We start from the raw sequence: 18,348 nt of genomic DNA on the forward strand, positions 1-18,348 counted from the left end.
TTCTTTGACGATGCGGGCGGCCGTCAGGTCACCCAGATCGACGCTCCGCTGATCCCGTCCTTCATGTAAGACCAAGGGGGCGCCGGGTCCCGGCGTCCTCAAGGCTTTACGACCGACGGTCGGCACTGAAAAGCCCTCCTTCTCTGAAGGAGGGCTTTTTTCTATTGATCAGGTATCAGATAGACTCGGATCTAGACCAAACATGCGCTGTCTAGAGAACAGAGATAGCTAACTTGGTTGACGTTCGTCCATTTCTTAAGAGGGCGCAGTATTTCCCTTATGTTCATAGATTCTCATTGCCATCTTGATCGCCTGGATTTAACGCCTTTTGAGGGTGAATTCGCTTCGTTTATGAGAGAAGCGCGAGCGCAGCAGATCGAACACATGCTGTGTGTATCCATCGATCTTGACAGCTACTCCGAAATGCGCCGTTTGGTGGATGGATACGACGATGTCTCAGTATCGGTTGGTGTCCATCCTAACGAGCAGGTTTCAAGAGAGCCGAGTGTCGAAGAGCTTGTCGTCCTCGCGGAAAATGACAAGGTGGTCGCTATCGGTGAGACCGGATTGGACTACTACCGGAGTTCGGGCAGCCTGGATTGGCAGCGTGAGCGGTTTCGGCAACACATCCGAGCCGCCAAAATCGTTGGTAAGCCGTTAATTATTCACTCGCGTGAAGCCAAGGACGACACAATCAAGGTGCTGAAGGAAGAGGGGGCAGATCAAGTCAGTGGTGTGTTCCATTGTTTTACCGGGGATTGGGAGACGGCGCGGCAGGTCCTGGATCTGGGGTTTTTTATCTCATTCTCGGGGATCGTCACTTTCCGGAACGCTCAATCGATACAAGAGGTCGCCAGAATGATTCCGGAAGATCGTTTCTTGATCGAAACGGATTCGCCATACCTTGCTCCGATCCCGTTTCGTGGAAAACCGAATTATCCTTTTTATGTAAGACACGTGGCGCAGTGTGTCGCAGAACTGAAAGGAATTTCTATCGAGCGCGTTGCAGAGCTCAGCTCGGACAACTTCTATCGGTTGTTTTCAGGAGCTTGAGCCTAAGCGCGTAGCACGATATCGACTGCTCGTTCGAGCGCATCTAGGGGCGTATAGAAATGGGGCGAGAAACGGATGCCGCCGCCCCGTAATGCACAGACAACGCTATTTTGATTCAGGTGCTGATAAAGCCGTTGGTTTTCCATAGATCGGTGGCGGAACAGCACGATGCCTGAACGACGTTCGGAAACGCTGGATGAGAGAAGTTCCAGTGCCGGGTGATTCATGATCGTTTCGACCAAGTAAGCGGTTCGCTCCAACAGTAAGGTTTCAATCCTTTCGATGCCGGTTTCCGATATCAGCGAGAGGCTGGCGGACAGCGCATGTATTCCCAGCATATTGGGGCTGCCGCATTCGAAGCGACGGGCGTTCCGTGCCGGAAGCCAAGACCGGTTATCGTAATCCCCAGCGTTCTCAACCATGTGCCAGCCGTATTGCATTAGACCCAGCAAGCCTCTCGCACGCGGCGAGGTATAAAAAACACCTAGCCCTTCCGGTCCGAACATCCACTTATGACCATCAGCCATGACAAAATCTGCGTGGCACCTTTGTACGTCGAAACGCAATGCCCCTAAGCTTTGAATGGCGTCAATGCAAAATAAAATCCCTTGGTCGCGGCAGAACCGGCCGATTTTGTCCATATCGAGGCGTAACCCCGAAGCGTATTGAACAGAACTGACGGTGATAAGCTTTGTGTGTTCGTCGGCTAGCTCAAACAAGGCATCTTCAGGCGTGCGAGCGGCATTTAGATCTGCCTCTTTGAACTCCACTCCTCGATCGCTTAGTGCTTGCCACGGAATTCGATTTGACGGGAACTCCTCGTTGCTGGAGACGATATTGTCGCCGGGTTGCCAGTCGAGACCAAAAGCCACGAGCGAGATGGCCTCGGAAGTGTTCTTGACTAAAGCGATATCGTCCGTGGATGGCGCATTGAGCAAGTCCCTCAACTGTTCCCGCAATAAATCTTCTTGTTTCACCCATTCCAAGTAACGGGACGCACCGTATCGGGCGTTTTCCTCTGCGAACTGGCTTACCGCCAGGGCCGTCCGCAAAGGCCACGGTGCCACGGCCGCATGATTCAAATAGATTAAGTCCGGGGACAATGGGAATTCGGGGTGCATCTGGTTGGAAACCGGGCAATGAAATCGTTGAATCAGAGCGAAACAGTGAGTCCGGTCGTCGACAGAAAATAGACCAATACCAATGAGCCGAACAGTATTCGATACCAGGCAAACGCTTTGAAACTGTGTCGGGCGACGAATGCCAGCAACGCTCGAATAACCAGCCAAGCGCTGAAAAAAGCCGCAACGAAACCGGCTGCCAACATCTCCAGATCTTCAGGTCTCATGATGTCGAGATTCTTGTACAGGTCGTAGAAAGTGGCGGCGAACATCGTCGGAATAGCGAGAAAGAACGAGAACTCCGTCGCAACTGACCGTGACATGCCGCTCAGCAACCCACCCATGATCGTCGCGCCCGCTCGAGATACGCCCGGAAACAAGGCAAGGCTTTGAGCTAAGCCCACTTTGAGCGCCACATGCCAGGTCAACTCGTCGACGTGCTCGACATGATGAGTCCGGCGCCGGCTTTCGATCAACAGAATCACGAGGCCGCCGAGTATCAGCGCCCCGGCTACGGTAATCGGGTTGAAGAGCTGAGTCTTGATGGTTTTGTGAAGAAAAAGACCGAGTAGAGCTGCCGGCAGAAACCCGATCAAGACATTAAGCGCGAAACGGAATGCGGCTGGATCCGAGAATAGCGACCCGGACACGCGAGTAATGCGCTGCCGGTAATGCCAAACGATGGCACAAATCGCCCCAAGCTGAATAAATATGTCGAACGTTTTCGCCCGTTCCCCGGTGAAAGACAATAGATCATTGGCAATGATTAAATGACCGGTACTGGAGATCGGAAGAAACTCGGTGGCTCCCTCCAAAATACCAAGCACGATTGCCTTCAAATAAAGGGGAATGTCCATAAACTTCCTTAAGTAAAAATGCTTAAAACTCAATTACAGCATGCGTTGTACGCCCAGTTCAACGACGCGATCGGGCGGAATCCGGAAAAAACTTACAGCACTGCTCGTATTGCGGGACATGCCGATGAACAGCTTCAGGCGCCAAAGCGGCATTTTCGGAACCGTGCTGGGAATAATGGTTTCGCGGCTGAGGAAAAAGGTCGTATCCGAGATATCAATGTCAAAATCTCGACTGCTTGATTTAAGGACTCGTGGGATATTGGCCGCTTCCATGAATCCATAATGTAGATTGATTCTAAAAAAGCCTGCGCCGAGGCGGCGGATTTCGCGGCGTTTTTCGGGAGCTACGCGGGGAACGTTTTCGGTAGTGACAGTCATAAGCACGACAGTCTCGTGCAGTACCTTGTTGTGTTTTAGGTTATGCAGCAACGCGGGTGGAATGCCTTCGCGGCTGCTCGTCATGAATACGGCCGTGCCGGCGACGCGCAACGGAGGATTATTGACGATTTCGGCTAAGAATTGATCAACTTGTACCGAGTCTTCGCGTAGGCTCTCCCGGAGAAGATCGCGGCCGCGTTTCCATGTCGTCAGGAGCGTAAAGGCGATAAGCCCGATGACTAACGGGAACCATCCGCCTTCAAAAATTTTCGCTGCATTAGCGACCAAGAAAGCCAAGTCGACGGTAAGGAATCCAAAAGCCAGCATGCCGCTAATGATCGGATTCCACTTCCATAAGCTGTACACCACGACGAAAGCCAAAATCGTATCGATGGCCATCGTGCCGGTGACGGCGATGCCGTAAGCGGCCGCTAAGTTGGATGAAGACTGAAACCCTAGAACCAATCCGATGATAGCGACCATCAATGCCCAGTTGATCCAAGGAATGTAGATCTGACCCTTTTCCTCTTCAGAGGTGTATTGAATGCCGAGCCTAGGGCAGAAGCCCAACTGAATCGCTTGAGACGTAAGGGAAAAGGTTCCAGAAATTACCGCTTGGGAAGCGACAATTGTGGCTATCGTAGCTAGGCCGATCATGAAAACCAGCGCCCCGCCAGGAACAAGGAAATAGAACGGATTTTGAACCGCCGACGGATTTTGGATGAGAAGAGCCCCCTGGCCGAAGTAGTTCAGCATCAGTGACGGAAGGACGAACAGAAACCATGCCTTGCGAATCGGTTCGCGGCCGAAATGTCCCATATCCGCATACAATGCTTCGCCGCCGGTAACGGCCAGCACCACCGCTCCCAAGATCAAAACGGAAGGCCAGCCATGCGCTGCAAAGAAGTGAAAGGCATGTACCGGATTCACGGCAGCTAAAACGGCTGGACTTTTTATCAAACTGAGCGTGCCAAAAACTGCGAGACTACAGAACCAAATTGCCATAATCGGCCCGAATAGCGCACCGACGCCCGCGGTCCCTTTTCGTTGAAAAGTGAAAAGCCCTATTAGGACTGCAAGAGAAATCGGAACCACATAGGAATGAAGCTCCGGCTGAAGGACTTTGAGTCCTTCGACTGCACTCAAGACCGAGATGGCCGGCGTGATCATCCCATCGCCGTAAAATAGCGATGCGCCTATCAATCCGAGCCCGATCAGTAAAAATCGGAAGCGGGTACTTATTTCCGCCTTCTGCTGGACAAGGGATATCAGGGCCATGATACCGCCTTCGCCTTTGTTATCCGCTCGCATGATGAAGATGACGTACTTCAACGATATGACGATCAGAATGGCCCAGAAAATAAGCGACAAGATGCCGAGGACATTTGCCGGCGTTGGTTCTAGCGCCAGAATGCCGCCGAAGCACTCTTTAAGTGTATAAAGCGGGCTGGTACCGATATCGCCGAATACGATGCCCAGCGCGGCGATCACCAAACTTTTTTGTTCTCGCGATTGAGATGGGGCTAGGGTTGCCGAATTCATAGATTTTCTCCGTCGCCGACGCGAAAAGAGCATGTGCTTTGTTTAGGACACCTTCCGATACGGGTTGCGCTAATTCGTGCGTGGATCCTTCCTTCATAGATGAGACGGCCAAAGGCTATCGGTGTGCTGCCGGTAGGCAACTGGTGTGTTCGAGCGGGAGCGGGCACTAGCGAATGCGCCCGTGCGCGTCGGCTCAGGTTCAGCATCGGCAATCAAATTCGCCAAATAGAGAAAGAATAGCTTTCGTCATTCGGGAGGGGCGTTTTCCGCTTGAACGCAGTTCATGCACGACTACCTCTGCTATGGAAATGCAGATGCACGATCGCTCAGATTAGGCGGTGAAGTATAGGCAGGCAGGCGAAATATCGTAGCTCAACAAGTTTGATCATGCCTCGGCTCCATCCAATCGCATTTTTCGAGCATAAAGATTAAGCGTTGGGGTAAAAAGCTGTAATGTCGCGCTAAAAGGCTTTAGAAAAAATAGCGAAACGTCTCTTGCCCATGTCCATTGGGCAATATCGGGGGATGTTACCTGAGGCTTTCGGTTTACTGAACCACCAGAGAGTCTCATCCAGTGAATAGCAATTTTCTATGAGCGAAATTCTGGGCTGGTTGTAAAAAGTTGTGGGAGCTTAATCCAATAGACCGAGAATGTTGAGTAAGACTCTAGAATATTCTTATAACTTTTTGATAAGCGCAGGCACGCAGACCGAATATAGATCCTTTCAGCTTGAAAAACAGGCTCTGAGTCATTAAGCTTCTACGGTTTTACAACAAGGAGCGCTCAATGGTTCGTCGTCCTCTGGTCGTCGGAAACTGGAAGATGAACGGCACTCGAGAAAGTAAAAAAACATTGCTGACGAACATTCTTTCCGGCATTTCGGAAACCGCTCCGGCAGAGGTCGGTGTATGTGCGCCTTATGTATTCATACCCGAGGCAGCCGAACTGTTGGAAAACAAAGCGATTTTGCTTGGCGCGCAAAATGTAGCGGATGAGGACGAAGGCGCCTATACGGGTGAAATCTCCGCGCCCATGTTGCGTGAGTTCGGGTGTGACCTGGCTATCGTCGGGCATTCGGAGCGGCGACTGCGGTACGGAGAGTCCAATCAACTGGTGGCTGCGCGTTATAAAAAAGCGCTCGATCACGGTCTTACGCCAATCTTATGCGTGGGTGAGACTCTGGAGCAGCGTGAACAGGGTAATACATTTACTGTCATAGACGAGCAGTTGGAGGCGGTGTTTGATATGGCTGGCGTTGAATCGCTGGCAAATGCGGTGATCGCTTACGAACCCGTCTGGGCTGTCGGGACCGGGCGAACCGCGACAGTCGAGCAAGTGCAAGAGATACACGAATATTTGCGGCGAAAGATTTCGGAGCGGGAACCCGAAGTATCGGCTTCAGTCCGGATTCTATATGGCGGTAGTGTAAAGCCCGAAAATGCCCGTACCTTGTTCGGTATGCCCGACGTGGACGGTGGATTAATTGGCGAAGCGTCCTTGGATGCCGAGTCCTTTCTCTCGATATGCCATTCGGTTTAGGTGAAGTTTTTATGTATCAGGCATTGACAATTATTCATGTCGTGGTCGCCTTGGCGGTCATCGGATTGGTGCTTCTTCAGCAAGGCCGGGGCGCCGATGCCGGAGCGGGCTTTGGCGGTGGAGCGTCTAATAGCCTGTTCGGTGCACGGGGCGCAGCTTCGTTTTTGTCTCGCACGACCGCGGTGCTGGCTACACTGTTTTTTGTGACCAGTTTGAGTCTTGCGTACTTGGCAGATAAACAGGATAATAAACAAGTTGATATCATTGATGGTCCTGGTTTGGACCCGTCTCAACGCGATCTTCCTCCGGTAGTGGAAGAGCCGCCAGCAACTGACAAGGCCGATTTGCCCGATAGCGCCGATACGCTTCCGCCGGCAGAGCAAGAGAAATAGCCAACCTTGTTAGACCATGTTTAGCCGATGTGGTGGAATTGGTAGACACGCCATCTTGAGGGGGTGGTGACGCAAGTCGTGTCGGTTCAAGTCCGACCATCGGCACCAATTACGTCGATTCGAGATGGCCTGCCTATTTCAGATAGTCAGGCCTCTTTTGTTTTTGCACATCTAAAAATCCGATGGAGTTTATCGTAAGCAGCACTGACGGCAGGGCCCGACGGGGCGAGCTTATCTTTTCGCGCGGAAACGTGCGGACTCCGGCATTCATGCCCGTCGGCACCTACGGCACCGTCAAGGCAATGACGCCTGAAGAGCTCAAGGAGCTTGGCGCAGAGATCGTGCTGGGAAATACCTTTCACCTGATGCTCCGCCCTGGTACCGACGTCATCCGCCGCCACGGCGATCTGCATAATTTCATGCATTGGGATCGCCCGATCCTGACCGACTCCGGTGGATTTCAGGTGTTCAGCTTAGGTGCTATGCGCAAGATTACCGAGGCCGGCGTCCGGTTTCGCTCGCCGGTGGATGGCAGCGTCACGTTTTTGGGCCCCGAGGAATCGATGGCGGTTCAGCGGGACTTGGGTTCGGATATCGTGATGATCTTCGACGAGTGTACTCCTTATCCCGCTAGTTACGAGCAAGCCGCCGATTCCATGCGTCTTTCGCTCCGCTGGGCCGAACGGAGCAAAGATGCGCATGAGGGTAATCCGTCGGCTTTGTTCGGTATCGTTCAAGGCGGCGTCTACGAAGAACTCCGGTTCGAGTCGGTAGAGGGCTTGAAGAATATCGGATTCGACGGGTATGCCATCGGCGGTCTTTCCGTGGGCGAACCCAAGGAAGACCGGGCGCGCATTTTGAATTCGCTGTTGCCGAACATGCCATCCGATAGACCCCGTTACTTGATGGGAGTCGGTACTCCAGAGGACATCGTCGAGGCGGTGCGGCTCGGCATCGATATGTTCGACTGCGTTCTGCCGACACGTAATGCCCGCAACGGTCATCTGTTCACGCGTCATGGCGCAATCCGCATCCGCAACAGTTGCTATCAGAACGATACCCGCCCGCTGGATGACGAATGCCGTTGCTACACCTGCCGAAATTTCAGCCGGTCCTATCTCCGCCATTTGGACAAATGCGGCGAAATTCTAGGGTCTCGGTTGAATACCATACACAATCTTTACTATTACCAGGAGCTTATGGCCGGCCTCAGGCAAGCGATCGAGGACAACAGGCTGAGTGAATTCGTTGCCCGGTTTTATGAGCAACGAGGAAAAGGCGAGGTTTTGTGTAATAATGCCGCGTTTTAAAAGAAAGATAAGCAAGGACCAAATATGAGTTTCTTCATTTCCGACGCATTTGCTCAAGCCGCGCCGGCCCAGCAAGAGCCGGGGTTGGCTGGTCTTATTCTACCGCTGGCTATATTGCTGATTTTCTTTTTCTTATTCGTTCTCCCGCAGCAAAGACGGGCGAAAGAGCAAAAAAGAATGATCCAGTCGCTGACCAAAGGGAGCGAAGTCGTGACCAATGGCGGGCTGCTGGGTAGAGTAGCGGATTTGGATGATAACTTCGTTCAGTTGGAAGTGGCTGATAACACCTACGTATACGTTCAGCGCCATGCCATAGCATCACTGATGCCGAAGGGTACCTACAAGGCTAAGAAAAAGGCCGAAAAATAAAACGGCTAAGCAAGTTAATTCAACGGCGGATGCACTATACCGTGCATCACGCCTCATAGGCAGCTATCATGCGAAACCGCTTTCCACTTTGGAAAAACCTTCTGATTATCGCCGTATTGGTGTTGGCGACGATTTACTCGCTGCCCAATTTTTTCGGCGAGGATCCGTCCGTTCAGCTTTCGCCTTTGCGGAGCGCTAAGCTGGACGAAGCTACTCGTGTTCAAGTCGAAAAACTGCTGACCGACGCCGGGATGCAACCGAAGTCGTTGGAATTGTCTGAGAAGCGGCTTCTGGTGCGTTTTACCGAAACCGAGACCCAGCTCAAAGCGGCCGATTTGCTCACCGGATCGCTGGGAAATAACTATACGGTAGCACTCAACCTCGCGCCGTCGACTCCGGATTGGCTCAGAGCGATCAGCGCCCAACCCATGTATCTGGGATTGGATCTTCGGGGCGGCGTGCACTTTTTGATGCAGGTGGATATGGACGCGGCCGTCCGCCAGGCTGAAGAGCGTTATGCGGAAGACATTCGTTCACTTTTGCGCGAAAGCAAAATCCGTTATCTCTCCGTCGATAGAAGTAACCAGACCATCGAAGTGAAGTTCCCGGACGGCCAAACGCTGGCCCAGGCCAGGGATGTCATGCAGCGAGAACTTCGCGGTTTGGAGCTCGGCGAGGACGGCACCGTGATGCGCGCCAGATTGTCGGAACCCGAACGCCGGGAGATCCGTCGTCTGGCTGTGGCGCAAAACATCACGACCTTGCGTAATCGCATTAACGAACTTGGCGTCGCCGAGCCGGTGATTCAGCAGCAGGGCGAAGACCGCATCGTGGTACAGCTCCCCGGCGTCCAGGATACCGCCCGCGCCAAGGAGATTCTGGGGGCCACCGCGACGCTGGAGTTTCGCCTGGTGGATACCGAGCACAGCGCCCAAGGCCTGGAAGAGGGCAAGACGCCGTTGGGCGCCAGGCTCTACCAGGATCGAAGCGGCAGGCCCATTTTGCTGCAGCGTAAGATCATCGTGACCGGCGATCAGATCGTGGATGCTTCCTCCGGGCTCGATTCTCAGTCGGGTTCTCCGGCCGTGTTCGTGACACTGAACGGCATAGGCGCGCGCAAAATGGCCGATGTTACGCGCGAGAACATCGGCAAGCCGATGGCGGTCGTCTATATCGAAACCAAGACGGAAACCAGAGAAGTGGAAGGCCGGAAGGTGGCCACCAAGAAAAAGGTCGAGGAGGTCATCAACGTCGCGACCATTCGGGACCGCTTCAGCAAGCGCTTCCAAATTACCGGTCTGGATAGTACCGAAGAGGCGCGTAATCTGGCCTTGCTGTTGCGTGCAGGAGCTTTGGCCGCGCCGGTGGACATCGTCGAGGAACGAACCGTCGGCCCCAGCTTGGGTAAGGAAAATATCGAGCAGGGTACCCGTTCGTTCATCATCGGTTTTGCCCTGATTGCTGCTGTGATGATCCTCTATTACAAGGTGTTCGGGATCATCGCCAATATCACCTTGCTCTTTAATGTCGCTTTGATTTTGTCGATTCTGTCGTTGCTCCAAGCGACATTGACCTTGCCGGGTATTGCAGGCATCACCCTGACCATAGGTATGGCAGTAGACGCCAACGTGCTCATTTACGAGCGCATCAAGGAGGAGCTGCGTAACGGCAATTCCATTCAGTCCAGTATTTACGCCGGATTCGAGCGCGCGTTCGGCACCATTTTCGACTCCAATATCACGACGCTTCTTGCGGCGATCATGTTGTTCAGTATCGGCTCTGGTCCCGTGAAGGGGTTCGCCGTGACCTTGACGATCGGGATTTTGACGTCGATGTTCACCGCGGTGATGTGTACGCGGATGCTGGTCAATTTCGTCTACGGCCAGCGGCGAGTCGCCAAACTGTGGATCTGAGTCCGATATAAAGAATTCAGGAGATTTGATCAGTGTCCGATACTAATACTCGCGGCTACGCAATCGACTTCATGCGCTGGCGCGTGCCTGCGGTTGTCCTGTCCGCCGTGGTCAGCCTCGCGTCGATCATCGCACTTGGCTGGCAAGGCTTGAACTTCGCCATCGATTTTACCGGCGGCACCATTGTCGAAGTCGGTTATCAGGAACCGGCGAATCTCGAGGAGGTGCGTCAGCAGCTGAAAGAAGCCGGTTTCGCCAATCCGATAGTGCAACATTTCGGAACGTCCAAGGAGGTTCTGATCCGTCTCGCCCCGCAAGCGGAAATCACGAGCACCGATCTGAGGACGCGAGTCATGGAGGCGCTCCGCAAGAATCCGGAGGTTCAAGCCGAACTCCATCGCATCGAATTCGTCGGACCCCAGGTGGGCGAAGACCTCGCCGAAAGCGCCGTGGTCGCCTTGCTATTGGCGATACTCGGGATTCTGGTCTATGTCGCGTGGCGTTTCGAATATCGCTTTTCGTTCGGTGCGATTCTGGCCACCATGCATGATATCACCGTAATCCTGGGCGTGTTTTCCATTCTGCAGTTGGACTTCGATCTGAGCGTACTGGCCGCCGTCCTAGCCATCTTGGGCTATTCGCTCAACGACACCATTGTGGTATTCGACAGAATTCGCGAAAACTTCCGGAAAATCAGGCGCGGCGAGGTTTTGGACGTCATCAACCTGTCCATCAACGAAACGCTGAGCCGTACCCTGATGACCTCCTTCCTAACCTTACTGGCCTGTATTTCGATGGCCATATGGGGTGGAGAAGTGCTTCGGAACTTCGCTCTGGCCTTGATTGTCGGCATCGCGGTGGGGACCTATTCGTCCATCTACGTCGCCAGCGCATTGGCCTATCGGTTGGGTATCAGCCGCGCGGATCTTCTGTTGCCGGAGAAAGAGGGCGCAGCCGATAACCGTCCGTAAGTGCATTTGAATCAGACGAAAAAGGCCGCTTCGAGCGGCCTTTTTTGTGCGCAACTTTTTGGAATTTTCTTCAATCGAATTGGAGAGGCTCCCGAGCGGCATGTCCTTCTCCACAAGGTGCCGCAAACGGCAACGGCCGATGCAGCCGAGGGACGTGACGCCCTTATTCGTTGACAGATAAGGGAAGCCTGATTTCAGGTTTTCGTGTCGTATGAGCCCCGTGGACCCGTTATAAGACACCCTTATGAGGGGCCGGCAAGCGATGGAAAAGGTGGCCGATGCATTGAAAATGCACGTTTACACTTTGGCCGATCAAATAGGCGAGCGAAACCTGATGCTGCCGGAGGCCTTGCATGCCGCCGAGCGCTACATCGCGGGGCAATGGGAAGCCCAGGGTTATCCGGTAAACCGGCTCGCCTATACGGTGAAAGGGATCGAATGCGCCAATCTTGAGGCAGAGCGGCATGGAACCCGTTATCCGCTCGATATCGTCTTGATCGGAGCCCATTACGACACCGTATTCGGAAGTCCCGGTGCGGACGACAACGCCAGCGGCGTCGCGGCGCTGCTGGAGCTGTCGCGCTTGTTCATGAGCTCCGAGCCGGAAAAGACCGTCCGCTTTGTGGCCTTCGTGAACGAGGAAGCGCCGTTTTTCGCGGGACGCCATATGGGCAGCCTCATTTACGCCAAAGCCGCCAAGGAGCGGGGCGATCGGATCCGCTTCATGGTTTCGCTCGAGATGCTGGGATGCTATTACGATACACCCAATAGTCAGCGATATCCGGTGCTGCTCAAGTACGTTTATCCCGACCGCGCCAATTTCATCGCCTTCGTGTCCAACCGACATTCTCGGAGCAGTTTGCTACGCCTCGTGCGTGCATTTCGCCGGAATTCGGAATTTCCGATCGAGCATCTCGCGGCTCCGTTCTTCGTGCCCGGCGTTGCGCTCAGCGACCACTTTTCCTTCTGGAGGCAGGGCTATTCGGCGATCATGGTGACGGACACGGCCTTTTATCGAAATCCCTGGTATCACACTGCCGGCGACCGGCCGGATAGGCTTCATTACGAGTCCTTTGCAGCGGTCGTCCGAGGCTTGTATCTGGCGCTGCTGGATTGTGCGAATGGCGCATCCTGAGGTGGTGAGGCATGACCGAATTGGCTCAAACGGAAACCGAGCATTTGTCGCCCGCCGATTTGGTTGCCGCTCGCCGCGGCCGCTTTTCCGCCGAACTGGGTATCGATGTCGCCGGGCTGGATGACGGCGAACTTTTCAGATGGCTTCTTGCGGCCGTTTTGTTCGGAGCGCGCATTTCCGAACGGCTGGCGGCGCGCACTTACCGGGCTTTCGCGGAGAGGAAGCTGACGACTCCCGAAGCCATTATCGAATGCGGCTGGAACGGATTGGTGGCGGTATTGGATACGGGCGGATATACCCGTTATGACTTTAAGACCGCCACCAAGCTCCTAAACCTGTCGCGGTCCTTGCTGGACGACTATCAGGGAAGTCTCAACAGGCTGCATGCGAAAGCGGAATCCGCGGAGGATCTCGAACGAAGGTTGATCGCTCTGGCGAAGGGTATCGGACCCACGACGGTCAATATCTTCTTGCGCGAACTGCGCGGAGTCTGGGCCAAGGCGGCACCGGCTCTATCCGATCTCGCTGTAGATGCCGCCGAGGCGCTGGGTTTTCTGCCGGAGGGGGAATGCGAGAGCCGCTTCGCGGCAGCGCGATTGCAGGCGCTTTGGGCGAGGGCCGGCGGGTCTGCTCGCGATTTCCCGGACTTCGAAACCGCACTGGTCAGGGAAGGCATCTTATTGCGGCGGGCGAAGGCGCATAGCGGTAGATCGGCCCGTTGATGATTCATTGCTCAGTCGTTCGATTAGACCTGGGGGAGTGAGTAATCGATATCGCCTCGCGCGAACGATGGGAAGGTCGATTCCGCGAGTGGACCGGCTCTTCAGTTCGAAGGCAAGAACCTCTCGCTGAAGATGTGTTCATCGGAGATTCCGAAAGCGCGCGCCGTCTCCGCCGCAGCATCGATTAGCGCGGGCGGGCCGCACAGATAAAGATCCGGCGCCGGTCCGCCTTGTTCGAGGTCGCGCCGTAGCGCATCGACCGGGGTGCCGCGAAATCCGGCCCATGACGGCTCCGGATGCCACACGCAAAGCTCGATTTTAAGCCGAGGCAGAGCCTCGGTGAGTTCCCGAAGCGTGTCCAGGCAGAACAATTCGGCTTCGCGATTGACGCCGAAATAGAGCCGCGCCGGTTGCGGTTCCTGCAACTCGGCCATATGGCGCAGCATGGAAAGCAAAGGCGCCAAGCCGGTGCCGCCCCCGACGAAATAGCGAGGCCGTAGGCTCTGCGCCTGCAGCACGAAATGGCCGCTGGGGCCGCGCACGTCGATGCGCTGGCCGGTCTTCGCCTCCCGCTCCAGATAGGTGGAGAATGTTCCGCCCGGCTGCAGCCGGATCAGAAACTCCAGCTCTCCGGTCCAGTTGGATGTATTGGCGATGGAGTAGGCGCGGCTGATGCCGGAATCGGGAATTTCCAGACTCATGTACTGCCCCGGTTCGAATTCCGCGGCCTGTCCGCCGCTGCTGTCCGGCTGCAGCCGGAGCAGCAGGCGTACGGTGTTTTCGGCAATGGGCGCCAACTCGACGATTTCGGCGGGGCGGCTCGCCAGCGCTTCGAAGCGGATGCGGTCGAAATCGTAAGGCGCTTCGAGCGAAAGGTCGCTTTGCGGATGGGCCCGGCACAGCAGCAGGTCGCCGCGAGCCGCGGCGTCCGGGGGCAGCGCCTGCGGATTATAGCTGTCCAGATGGTAATCGCCGTCGACGCGGGTACAGAGACAGGCGCCGCAGCCGCCGTCCCGGCACAAGGATGGAAGTACGATGCCTTCCTCCTCGGCGGCGGCGAGAAGATTCTGTTCGGTTTCGCAGGTGAAACGAACCTGCTGCCCGTCGCGGGTGGTGAGCGTTATGACGTGGTTGGTCATGGGTTCTCCAATGGAAAGTCGTGATCGCCCTGAGAGCAAATCGATGGGAGCGGGCTGTAGGGTGGGTTAGGCCGTGAGGGCGTAACCCACCGAGCGACCTCGAATCGGTGGGTTACGCGGAGCCGAGGGGCTAACCCACCATCGATGGGTTTCGCTTCGCTCTACCCATCCTACGATTAATGTCCATTCGAATGCTGAATGGAATAAGCCCTTTCTTCAAACGTTCAGGCTGCCCGGTGAAGCGCTGCCTCGATGTCCGCTTCGGCAGTAGTGATCGGTTTCAGGTCGAAGCGTGCCGATAGCTGCTCCAGGAGCGCAGGCGTCAGAAATGCGGGCAGGGTCGGTCCGAGTCGGATGCCCCGAATGCCGAGCGAAAGCAGGGTCAGCAGCACTGCCACGGCTTTTTGTTCGAACCAGGACACCATGAGGGACAGCGGCAAATCGTTCACGCCGCAGTTGAACGCTCCGGCCAGGGCACTCGCGATTTGAATGGCGGAATAGGCGTCATTGCACTGACCGATGTCCAAGAGGCGCGGAATGCCGCCGATAGCGCCGAATTCGTGCCGGTTGAAGCGGTACTTGCCGCAGCCCAAGGTGAGAATGACGCTGTCCTCGGGTACGTGGTCCGCCAGATCGGTGTAGTAATTGCGTCCCGGCACTGCGCCGTCGCATCCGCCGATCAGGAAGAAGTGGCGGATGGCGCCGGTCTTGACGGCATCCACGACTTTGTCGGCGACTCCTAGCACCGTGTTGCGGGCGAATCCCACGGTAATGGTTTGTTCCGGGGCATCTTCCTGAAAACCGGGGAAAGCCAGGGCCGCTTGAATGACCGGCGAGAAGTCGCCGTTGGCGATATGGCGTACGCCGGGCCAACCCACGGGTCCCGCGGTAAAGATGCGTTGCCGGTAGCGGGGATGGGGTTCGACCAGGCAATTGGACGTCATCAGGATCGCGCCCGGAAACTCCGCGAATTCGCGGGTCTGGTCCTGCCAGGCCCCACCGTAGTTGCCGACCAGATGAGGATAAGCGCGCAGCTTGGGATAAGCATGGGCCGGCAGCAGTTCGCCGTGGGTGTAGACGTTGATGCCCATGCCCTTGGTTTGTTCCAGCAGCGCCGCCAGGTCTTTCAAGTCGTGGCCGCTGACCAGGATCGCCTTGCCTTTGACCGGCGTCATCCGCACGCTGGCCGGTTCGGGATGCCCGAAACTGCCGGTGTTGGCGGCGTCCAAGAGTTCCAGCGCTTTCAGATTCAGCTGGCCGACGGCTAGCGCCTGGTTTACGAGCGCTTCCGCGTCGATGGGTTCGCCGGCTAGAAAATCCAGGATTTCCTCGAAGCGGGCATAGAGTTCATCGCTTTCGTAGCCGAGCACATGGGCATGGTGGGCGTAGGCGGCGACTCCTTTGAGCCCGTAAAGAATCATTGCTCTGAGGCCAATAATATCGTCGCCCACTTGTTCGCGGCCGGCGGTTACGGCGGCCGATGCTGCCAGCATCAACAAGCCGTCCATGTCGTCTACCGGCTGCCAGGCGGCGGGGCCGGCCAGAACTTCCGGCGCAGTGCCTCGATCCCGAGCGGCTTCTTCGTAGCGAGCCTTGATTCGGTCGCGCAGGCGTGCGGCCTCCTGAATCATGGCGATGAACCGGGCAGGGTTGAAGTTGACGTTGGTCAGCGTCGTGAACATGGCATAGAGTATGAACCCGTCCGCCTCGCGGTCGGAGATGCCGAAAGCACGCGCGCGGCGGGCATACTGGGCGATGCCTTTTATCCCGTAAATCAAGAGGTCTTGTAGATCGGCAGTGACTTGATCTTTGCCGCAGACGCCTTTGGCGCTGGCGCAGCCGTTGCCGGAATCGGTGCGGGTGGTTTGTTCGCATTGATAACAAAACATGGCTTTTTTCCTTTGAATAGACGGTCAAATCGATTCGGACGGTGAACAACATAACGACCGCCCATTCGTTTCTCCTTGACCTAGATCAAGCGGTTTTTCGTGGGAGATTTGCATGAAGAAATCCGTACCCGACTGGCTGTACAGGCACCTGCTGTTCGCCGAGCTGGAAGAACCTCAATTGACCCAGGTGATCGCCGCCGCGCTTCCGGTTTGGCTAGAGGCGGGAGAGGAGCTTTTCAGCCACGGCCAACGGGCTAGCCGTTTCTATATCTTGGAAACGGGGACGATTCAGCTTTACCGTCTTTCGGCGGCGGGCGAGGAGAAGGTCATCGAACTCATTCAGCCCCGCCAGTCTTTCGCCGAGGCGGTGATGTTCATGGAGGGCAATCTTTATCCGGTAAGCGCCCGCGCAATTGTTCCCAGCGAGCTTTGGGGATTCGACATGAAAGTCTTCCGGACCGTGTTGCAGACTTCGCCCGCCGTCTGCTTTCGACTGCTAGGCCGTATGAGCCAGCGCCTTCACCAACTGCTGCAAGAAATCGACGAGCTGACGCTGCAGAACGCCACGATGCGGGTCGCACAATACCTACTCAGGTCCGCGCCCGACCAAAACTGCACGTGCTACAGCGTGCAGTGGGAAACGCCTAAGCAGGTGCTGGCTTCGCGCCTTTCGGTGCGCCCGGAGACCTTTTCCCGCATCCTGCAGCAATTGGTGCAGGCCGGAATGATCCAGGTTCACGGTAAAACAGTCGAAGTGCTGGATGCGGCGCGTTTGAGGAACTGGGCGGGACAAAGCGACTAGAGCATTTTCATACCTACTGTACGGGCACTCGCGAGTAGGTCGGGAATCCCTTCCCGACACCACGTCCCGGCCGAGCGTCTTCGTCGGCAAAGGATTGCCGACCTACGAATGCTTGAATCAATTTACCGTCGCCGAAGGCGCCAACGACTCCTGCCAGGCCTGTTTTGCCGTACGAGCGAGATGAAAACGCTCTAATCGCCCTCAAGGAACGGCCGAGTTCGGTTGGTAGTCTCACTCTCGGAGGCGTGGACTACCGGCGGATATACCACACGTGAGGCGGATATGGACGATGCGGCACTCGATTGTCTGATCGTAGGAGCGGGGCCCGCGGGCCTCACGGCGTCGATTTATCTCGCGCGCTTCCGCCGCAGGATCAAGACCGTTGATGCCGGTTTCAGCCGGGCATCGCTGATTCCGATCTCGCACAATTATCCGGGCTTCCCGGACGGAATTTCAGGGAACGACCTGCTGATGCGGTTTCGTGCCCAAGCCGTACGATACGGCGCGAGCATCGATTCCGGTCTGATCACTCGGATCGAAAAGATCGAAGGCGGGTTTGCGGCAAGCTGTGGCGACGACCGGTTCACGACGCGGACGGTATTGCTCGCGACCGGCGTGGTCGATATCGAGCCGGTTCTGCCGAACCTGAAGGACGCGATTCGCAGCGGATACATAAGGCATTGTCCGATCTGCGACGGCTACGAGGTTATCGACAAAAAAGTTGCGGTGATCGGGTTCGGAAAAGGGGGGCTCAAGGAGGCGCTGTTTCTGAAGTGCTACACCGGTGATCTGACCCTGCTGACGCTTGGAAAGGATATGGCGCTCACCGACGAAGATCGGGAAGTTCTGCGAAACGCTCGAATCCGGGTAATCGAAGAACCTATCGAGGAGGTGTGCTTCGAGCAGGGAAAAATCGGAGCGATACGAATGGAGAGCGGCCGGACCTATAATTTCGATACCTTGTATTCCGCATTGGGCGCGGCGATTCGGTCGGATCTGGCCGTTCAGGTCGGCGCGGAGTGCGACCCGGAAGGCCATCTCATCGTCGACGATCATCTCCGCACTTCGGTGCCGGGCTTATATGCGGCAGGCGACGTGGTCAGCGCCCTCAACCAGATCAGCGTCGCCACGGGCCATGCGGCTATCGCGTCTACGACGATTCATAACAGTCTCTGAGGCGCGGCGTCGGCCATCTTCATTTGTCTCGCCTCCACC

16 protein-coding genes and 1 tRNA gene are annotated in these 18,348 nt (G+C 55.8%); 12 read left to right on the forward strand and 5 right to left on the reverse strand.

Translation table 11 applies throughout. The annotated features are described in order from the left end of the window. Positions 1-279 precede the first annotated feature (279 nt). The gene (locus tag JOD69_RS21995) at positions 280-1,053 is read left to right on the forward strand and encodes a TatD family hydrolase (RefSeq protein ID WP_086132786.1); all 774 of its coding nucleotides are present in this window, start codon (positions 280-282) and stop codon (positions 1,051-1,053) included. A gap of 2 nt (positions 1,054-1,055) precedes the next feature. On the opposite strand, the gene JOD69_RS22000 is transcribed toward JOD69_RS21995, so the two are convergent. From JOD69_RS22000 to JOD69_RS22010, 3 genes are read right to left on the reverse strand one after another with little or no spacing between them, the layout of a single operon-like run. Further along, positions 1,056-2,174 (reverse strand): aminotransferase class V-fold PLP-dependent enzyme, encoded by a 1,119-nt coding sequence (locus JOD69_RS22000; RefSeq protein WP_086132785.1) that lies wholly within the window; start codon positions 2,172-2,174, stop codon positions 1,056-1,058. Positions 2,175-2,206: 32 nt separating this feature from the next. Further along, complete coding sequence (locus JOD69_RS22005) at positions 2,207-3,031, reverse strand: undecaprenyl-diphosphate phosphatase (protein ID WP_077732201.1); 825 nt, start codon at positions 3,029-3,031, stop codon at positions 2,207-2,209. Between the two features lie 33 nt (positions 3,032-3,064). Further along, a complete protein-coding gene (locus JOD69_RS22010; RefSeq protein ID WP_077732202.1) occupies positions 3,065-4,951 on the reverse strand; it encodes a potassium transporter Kup in 1,887 nt (628 codons plus the stop codon). Positions 4,952-5,738: 787 nt separating this feature from the next. Between JOD69_RS22010 and tpiA the strand changes: the two genes are divergently transcribed. The 9 genes from tpiA to JOD69_RS22055 all read left to right on the forward strand — a co-directional run bounded on the left by tpiA (position 5,739) and on the right by JOD69_RS22055 (position 13,303). After that, a complete protein-coding gene (gene tpiA / locus JOD69_RS22015) occupies positions 5,739-6,491 on the forward strand; it encodes a triose-phosphate isomerase (RefSeq protein WP_077732203.1) in 753 nt (250 codons plus the stop codon). An 11-nt stretch (positions 6,492-6,502) separates the two neighbouring features. Next, positions 6,503-6,883, forward strand: a complete 381-nt coding sequence (gene secG, locus JOD69_RS22020) for a preprotein translocase subunit SecG (protein WP_077732246.1) — start codon at positions 6,503-6,505, stop codon at positions 6,881-6,883. 23 nt (positions 6,884-6,906) lie between these two features. Beyond that, positions 6,907-6,991: transfer RNA gene (locus JOD69_RS22025), tRNA-Leu, on the forward strand. A gap of 74 nt (positions 6,992-7,065) precedes the next feature. Continuing rightward, positions 7,066-8,193 (forward strand): tRNA guanosine(34) transglycosylase Tgt, encoded by a 1,128-nt coding sequence (gene tgt, locus JOD69_RS22030; RefSeq protein WP_086132784.1) that lies wholly within the window; start codon positions 7,066-7,068, stop codon positions 8,191-8,193. 24 nt (positions 8,194-8,217) lie between these two features. Beyond that, positions 8,218-8,562, forward strand: a complete 345-nt coding sequence (yajC, locus tag JOD69_RS22035) for a preprotein translocase subunit YajC (protein ID WP_077732205.1) — start codon at positions 8,218-8,220, stop codon at positions 8,560-8,562. A 68-nt stretch (positions 8,563-8,630) separates the two neighbouring features. After that, the gene (secD, locus tag JOD69_RS22040) at positions 8,631-10,475 is read left to right on the forward strand and encodes a protein translocase subunit SecD (RefSeq protein WP_086132783.1); all 1,845 of its coding nucleotides are present in this window, start codon (positions 8,631-8,633) and stop codon (positions 10,473-10,475) included. Positions 10,476-10,507: 32 nt separating this feature from the next. After that, positions 10,508-11,446: a protein translocase subunit SecF gene (gene secF, locus JOD69_RS22045; RefSeq protein WP_240502636.1), complete on the forward strand. Its 939-nt coding sequence runs from the start codon at positions 10,508-10,510 to the stop codon at positions 11,444-11,446. Positions 11,447-11,690: 244 nt separating this feature from the next. Beyond that, positions 11,691-12,581 (forward strand): M28 family peptidase, encoded by an 891-nt coding sequence (locus JOD69_RS22050; RefSeq protein ID WP_240502637.1) that lies wholly within the window; start codon positions 11,691-11,693, stop codon positions 12,579-12,581. Positions 12,582-12,592: 11 nt separating this feature from the next. Continuing rightward, positions 12,593-13,303 (forward strand): hypothetical protein, encoded by a 711-nt coding sequence (locus JOD69_RS22055; protein WP_086132782.1) that lies wholly within the window; start codon positions 12,593-12,595, stop codon positions 13,301-13,303. 101 nt (positions 13,304-13,404) lie between these two features. Here the strand turns inward: JOD69_RS22055 and mmoC are convergent, their stop codons facing one another. Further along, positions 13,405-14,442, reverse strand: coding sequence for an aromatic/alkene monooxygenase hydroxylase FAD-binding subunit MmoC (gene mmoC / locus JOD69_RS22060; protein ID WP_077732208.1), 1,038 nt, complete (start codon positions 14,440-14,442; stop codon positions 13,405-13,407). A 224-nt stretch (positions 14,443-14,666) separates the two neighbouring features. After that, positions 14,667-16,331 carry a hydroxylamine reductase gene (gene hcp / locus JOD69_RS22065; protein WP_086132781.1) on the reverse strand — a complete coding sequence of 555 codons (1,665 nt, stop codon included), beginning with the start codon at positions 16,329-16,331 and terminating at the stop codon, positions 14,667-14,669. 112 nt (positions 16,332-16,443) lie between these two features. Between hcp and JOD69_RS22070 the strand changes: the two genes are divergently transcribed. Beyond that, the gene (locus tag JOD69_RS22070) at positions 16,444-17,133 is read left to right on the forward strand and encodes a Crp/Fnr family transcriptional regulator (protein ID WP_086132780.1); all 690 of its coding nucleotides are present in this window, start codon (positions 16,444-16,446) and stop codon (positions 17,131-17,133) included. 282 nt (positions 17,134-17,415) lie between these two features. Then, positions 17,416-18,309: an NAD(P)/FAD-dependent oxidoreductase gene (locus JOD69_RS22075; protein WP_077732212.1), complete on the forward strand. Its 894-nt coding sequence runs from the start codon at positions 17,416-17,418 to the stop codon at positions 18,307-18,309. The last annotated feature ends 39 nt before the right edge of the window (positions 18,310-18,348 follow it).

The organism is Methylocaldum sp. RMAD-M (assembly GCF_017832375.1).
Lineage (GTDB): Bacteria > Pseudomonadota > Gammaproteobacteria > Methylococcales > Methylococcaceae > Methylocaldum.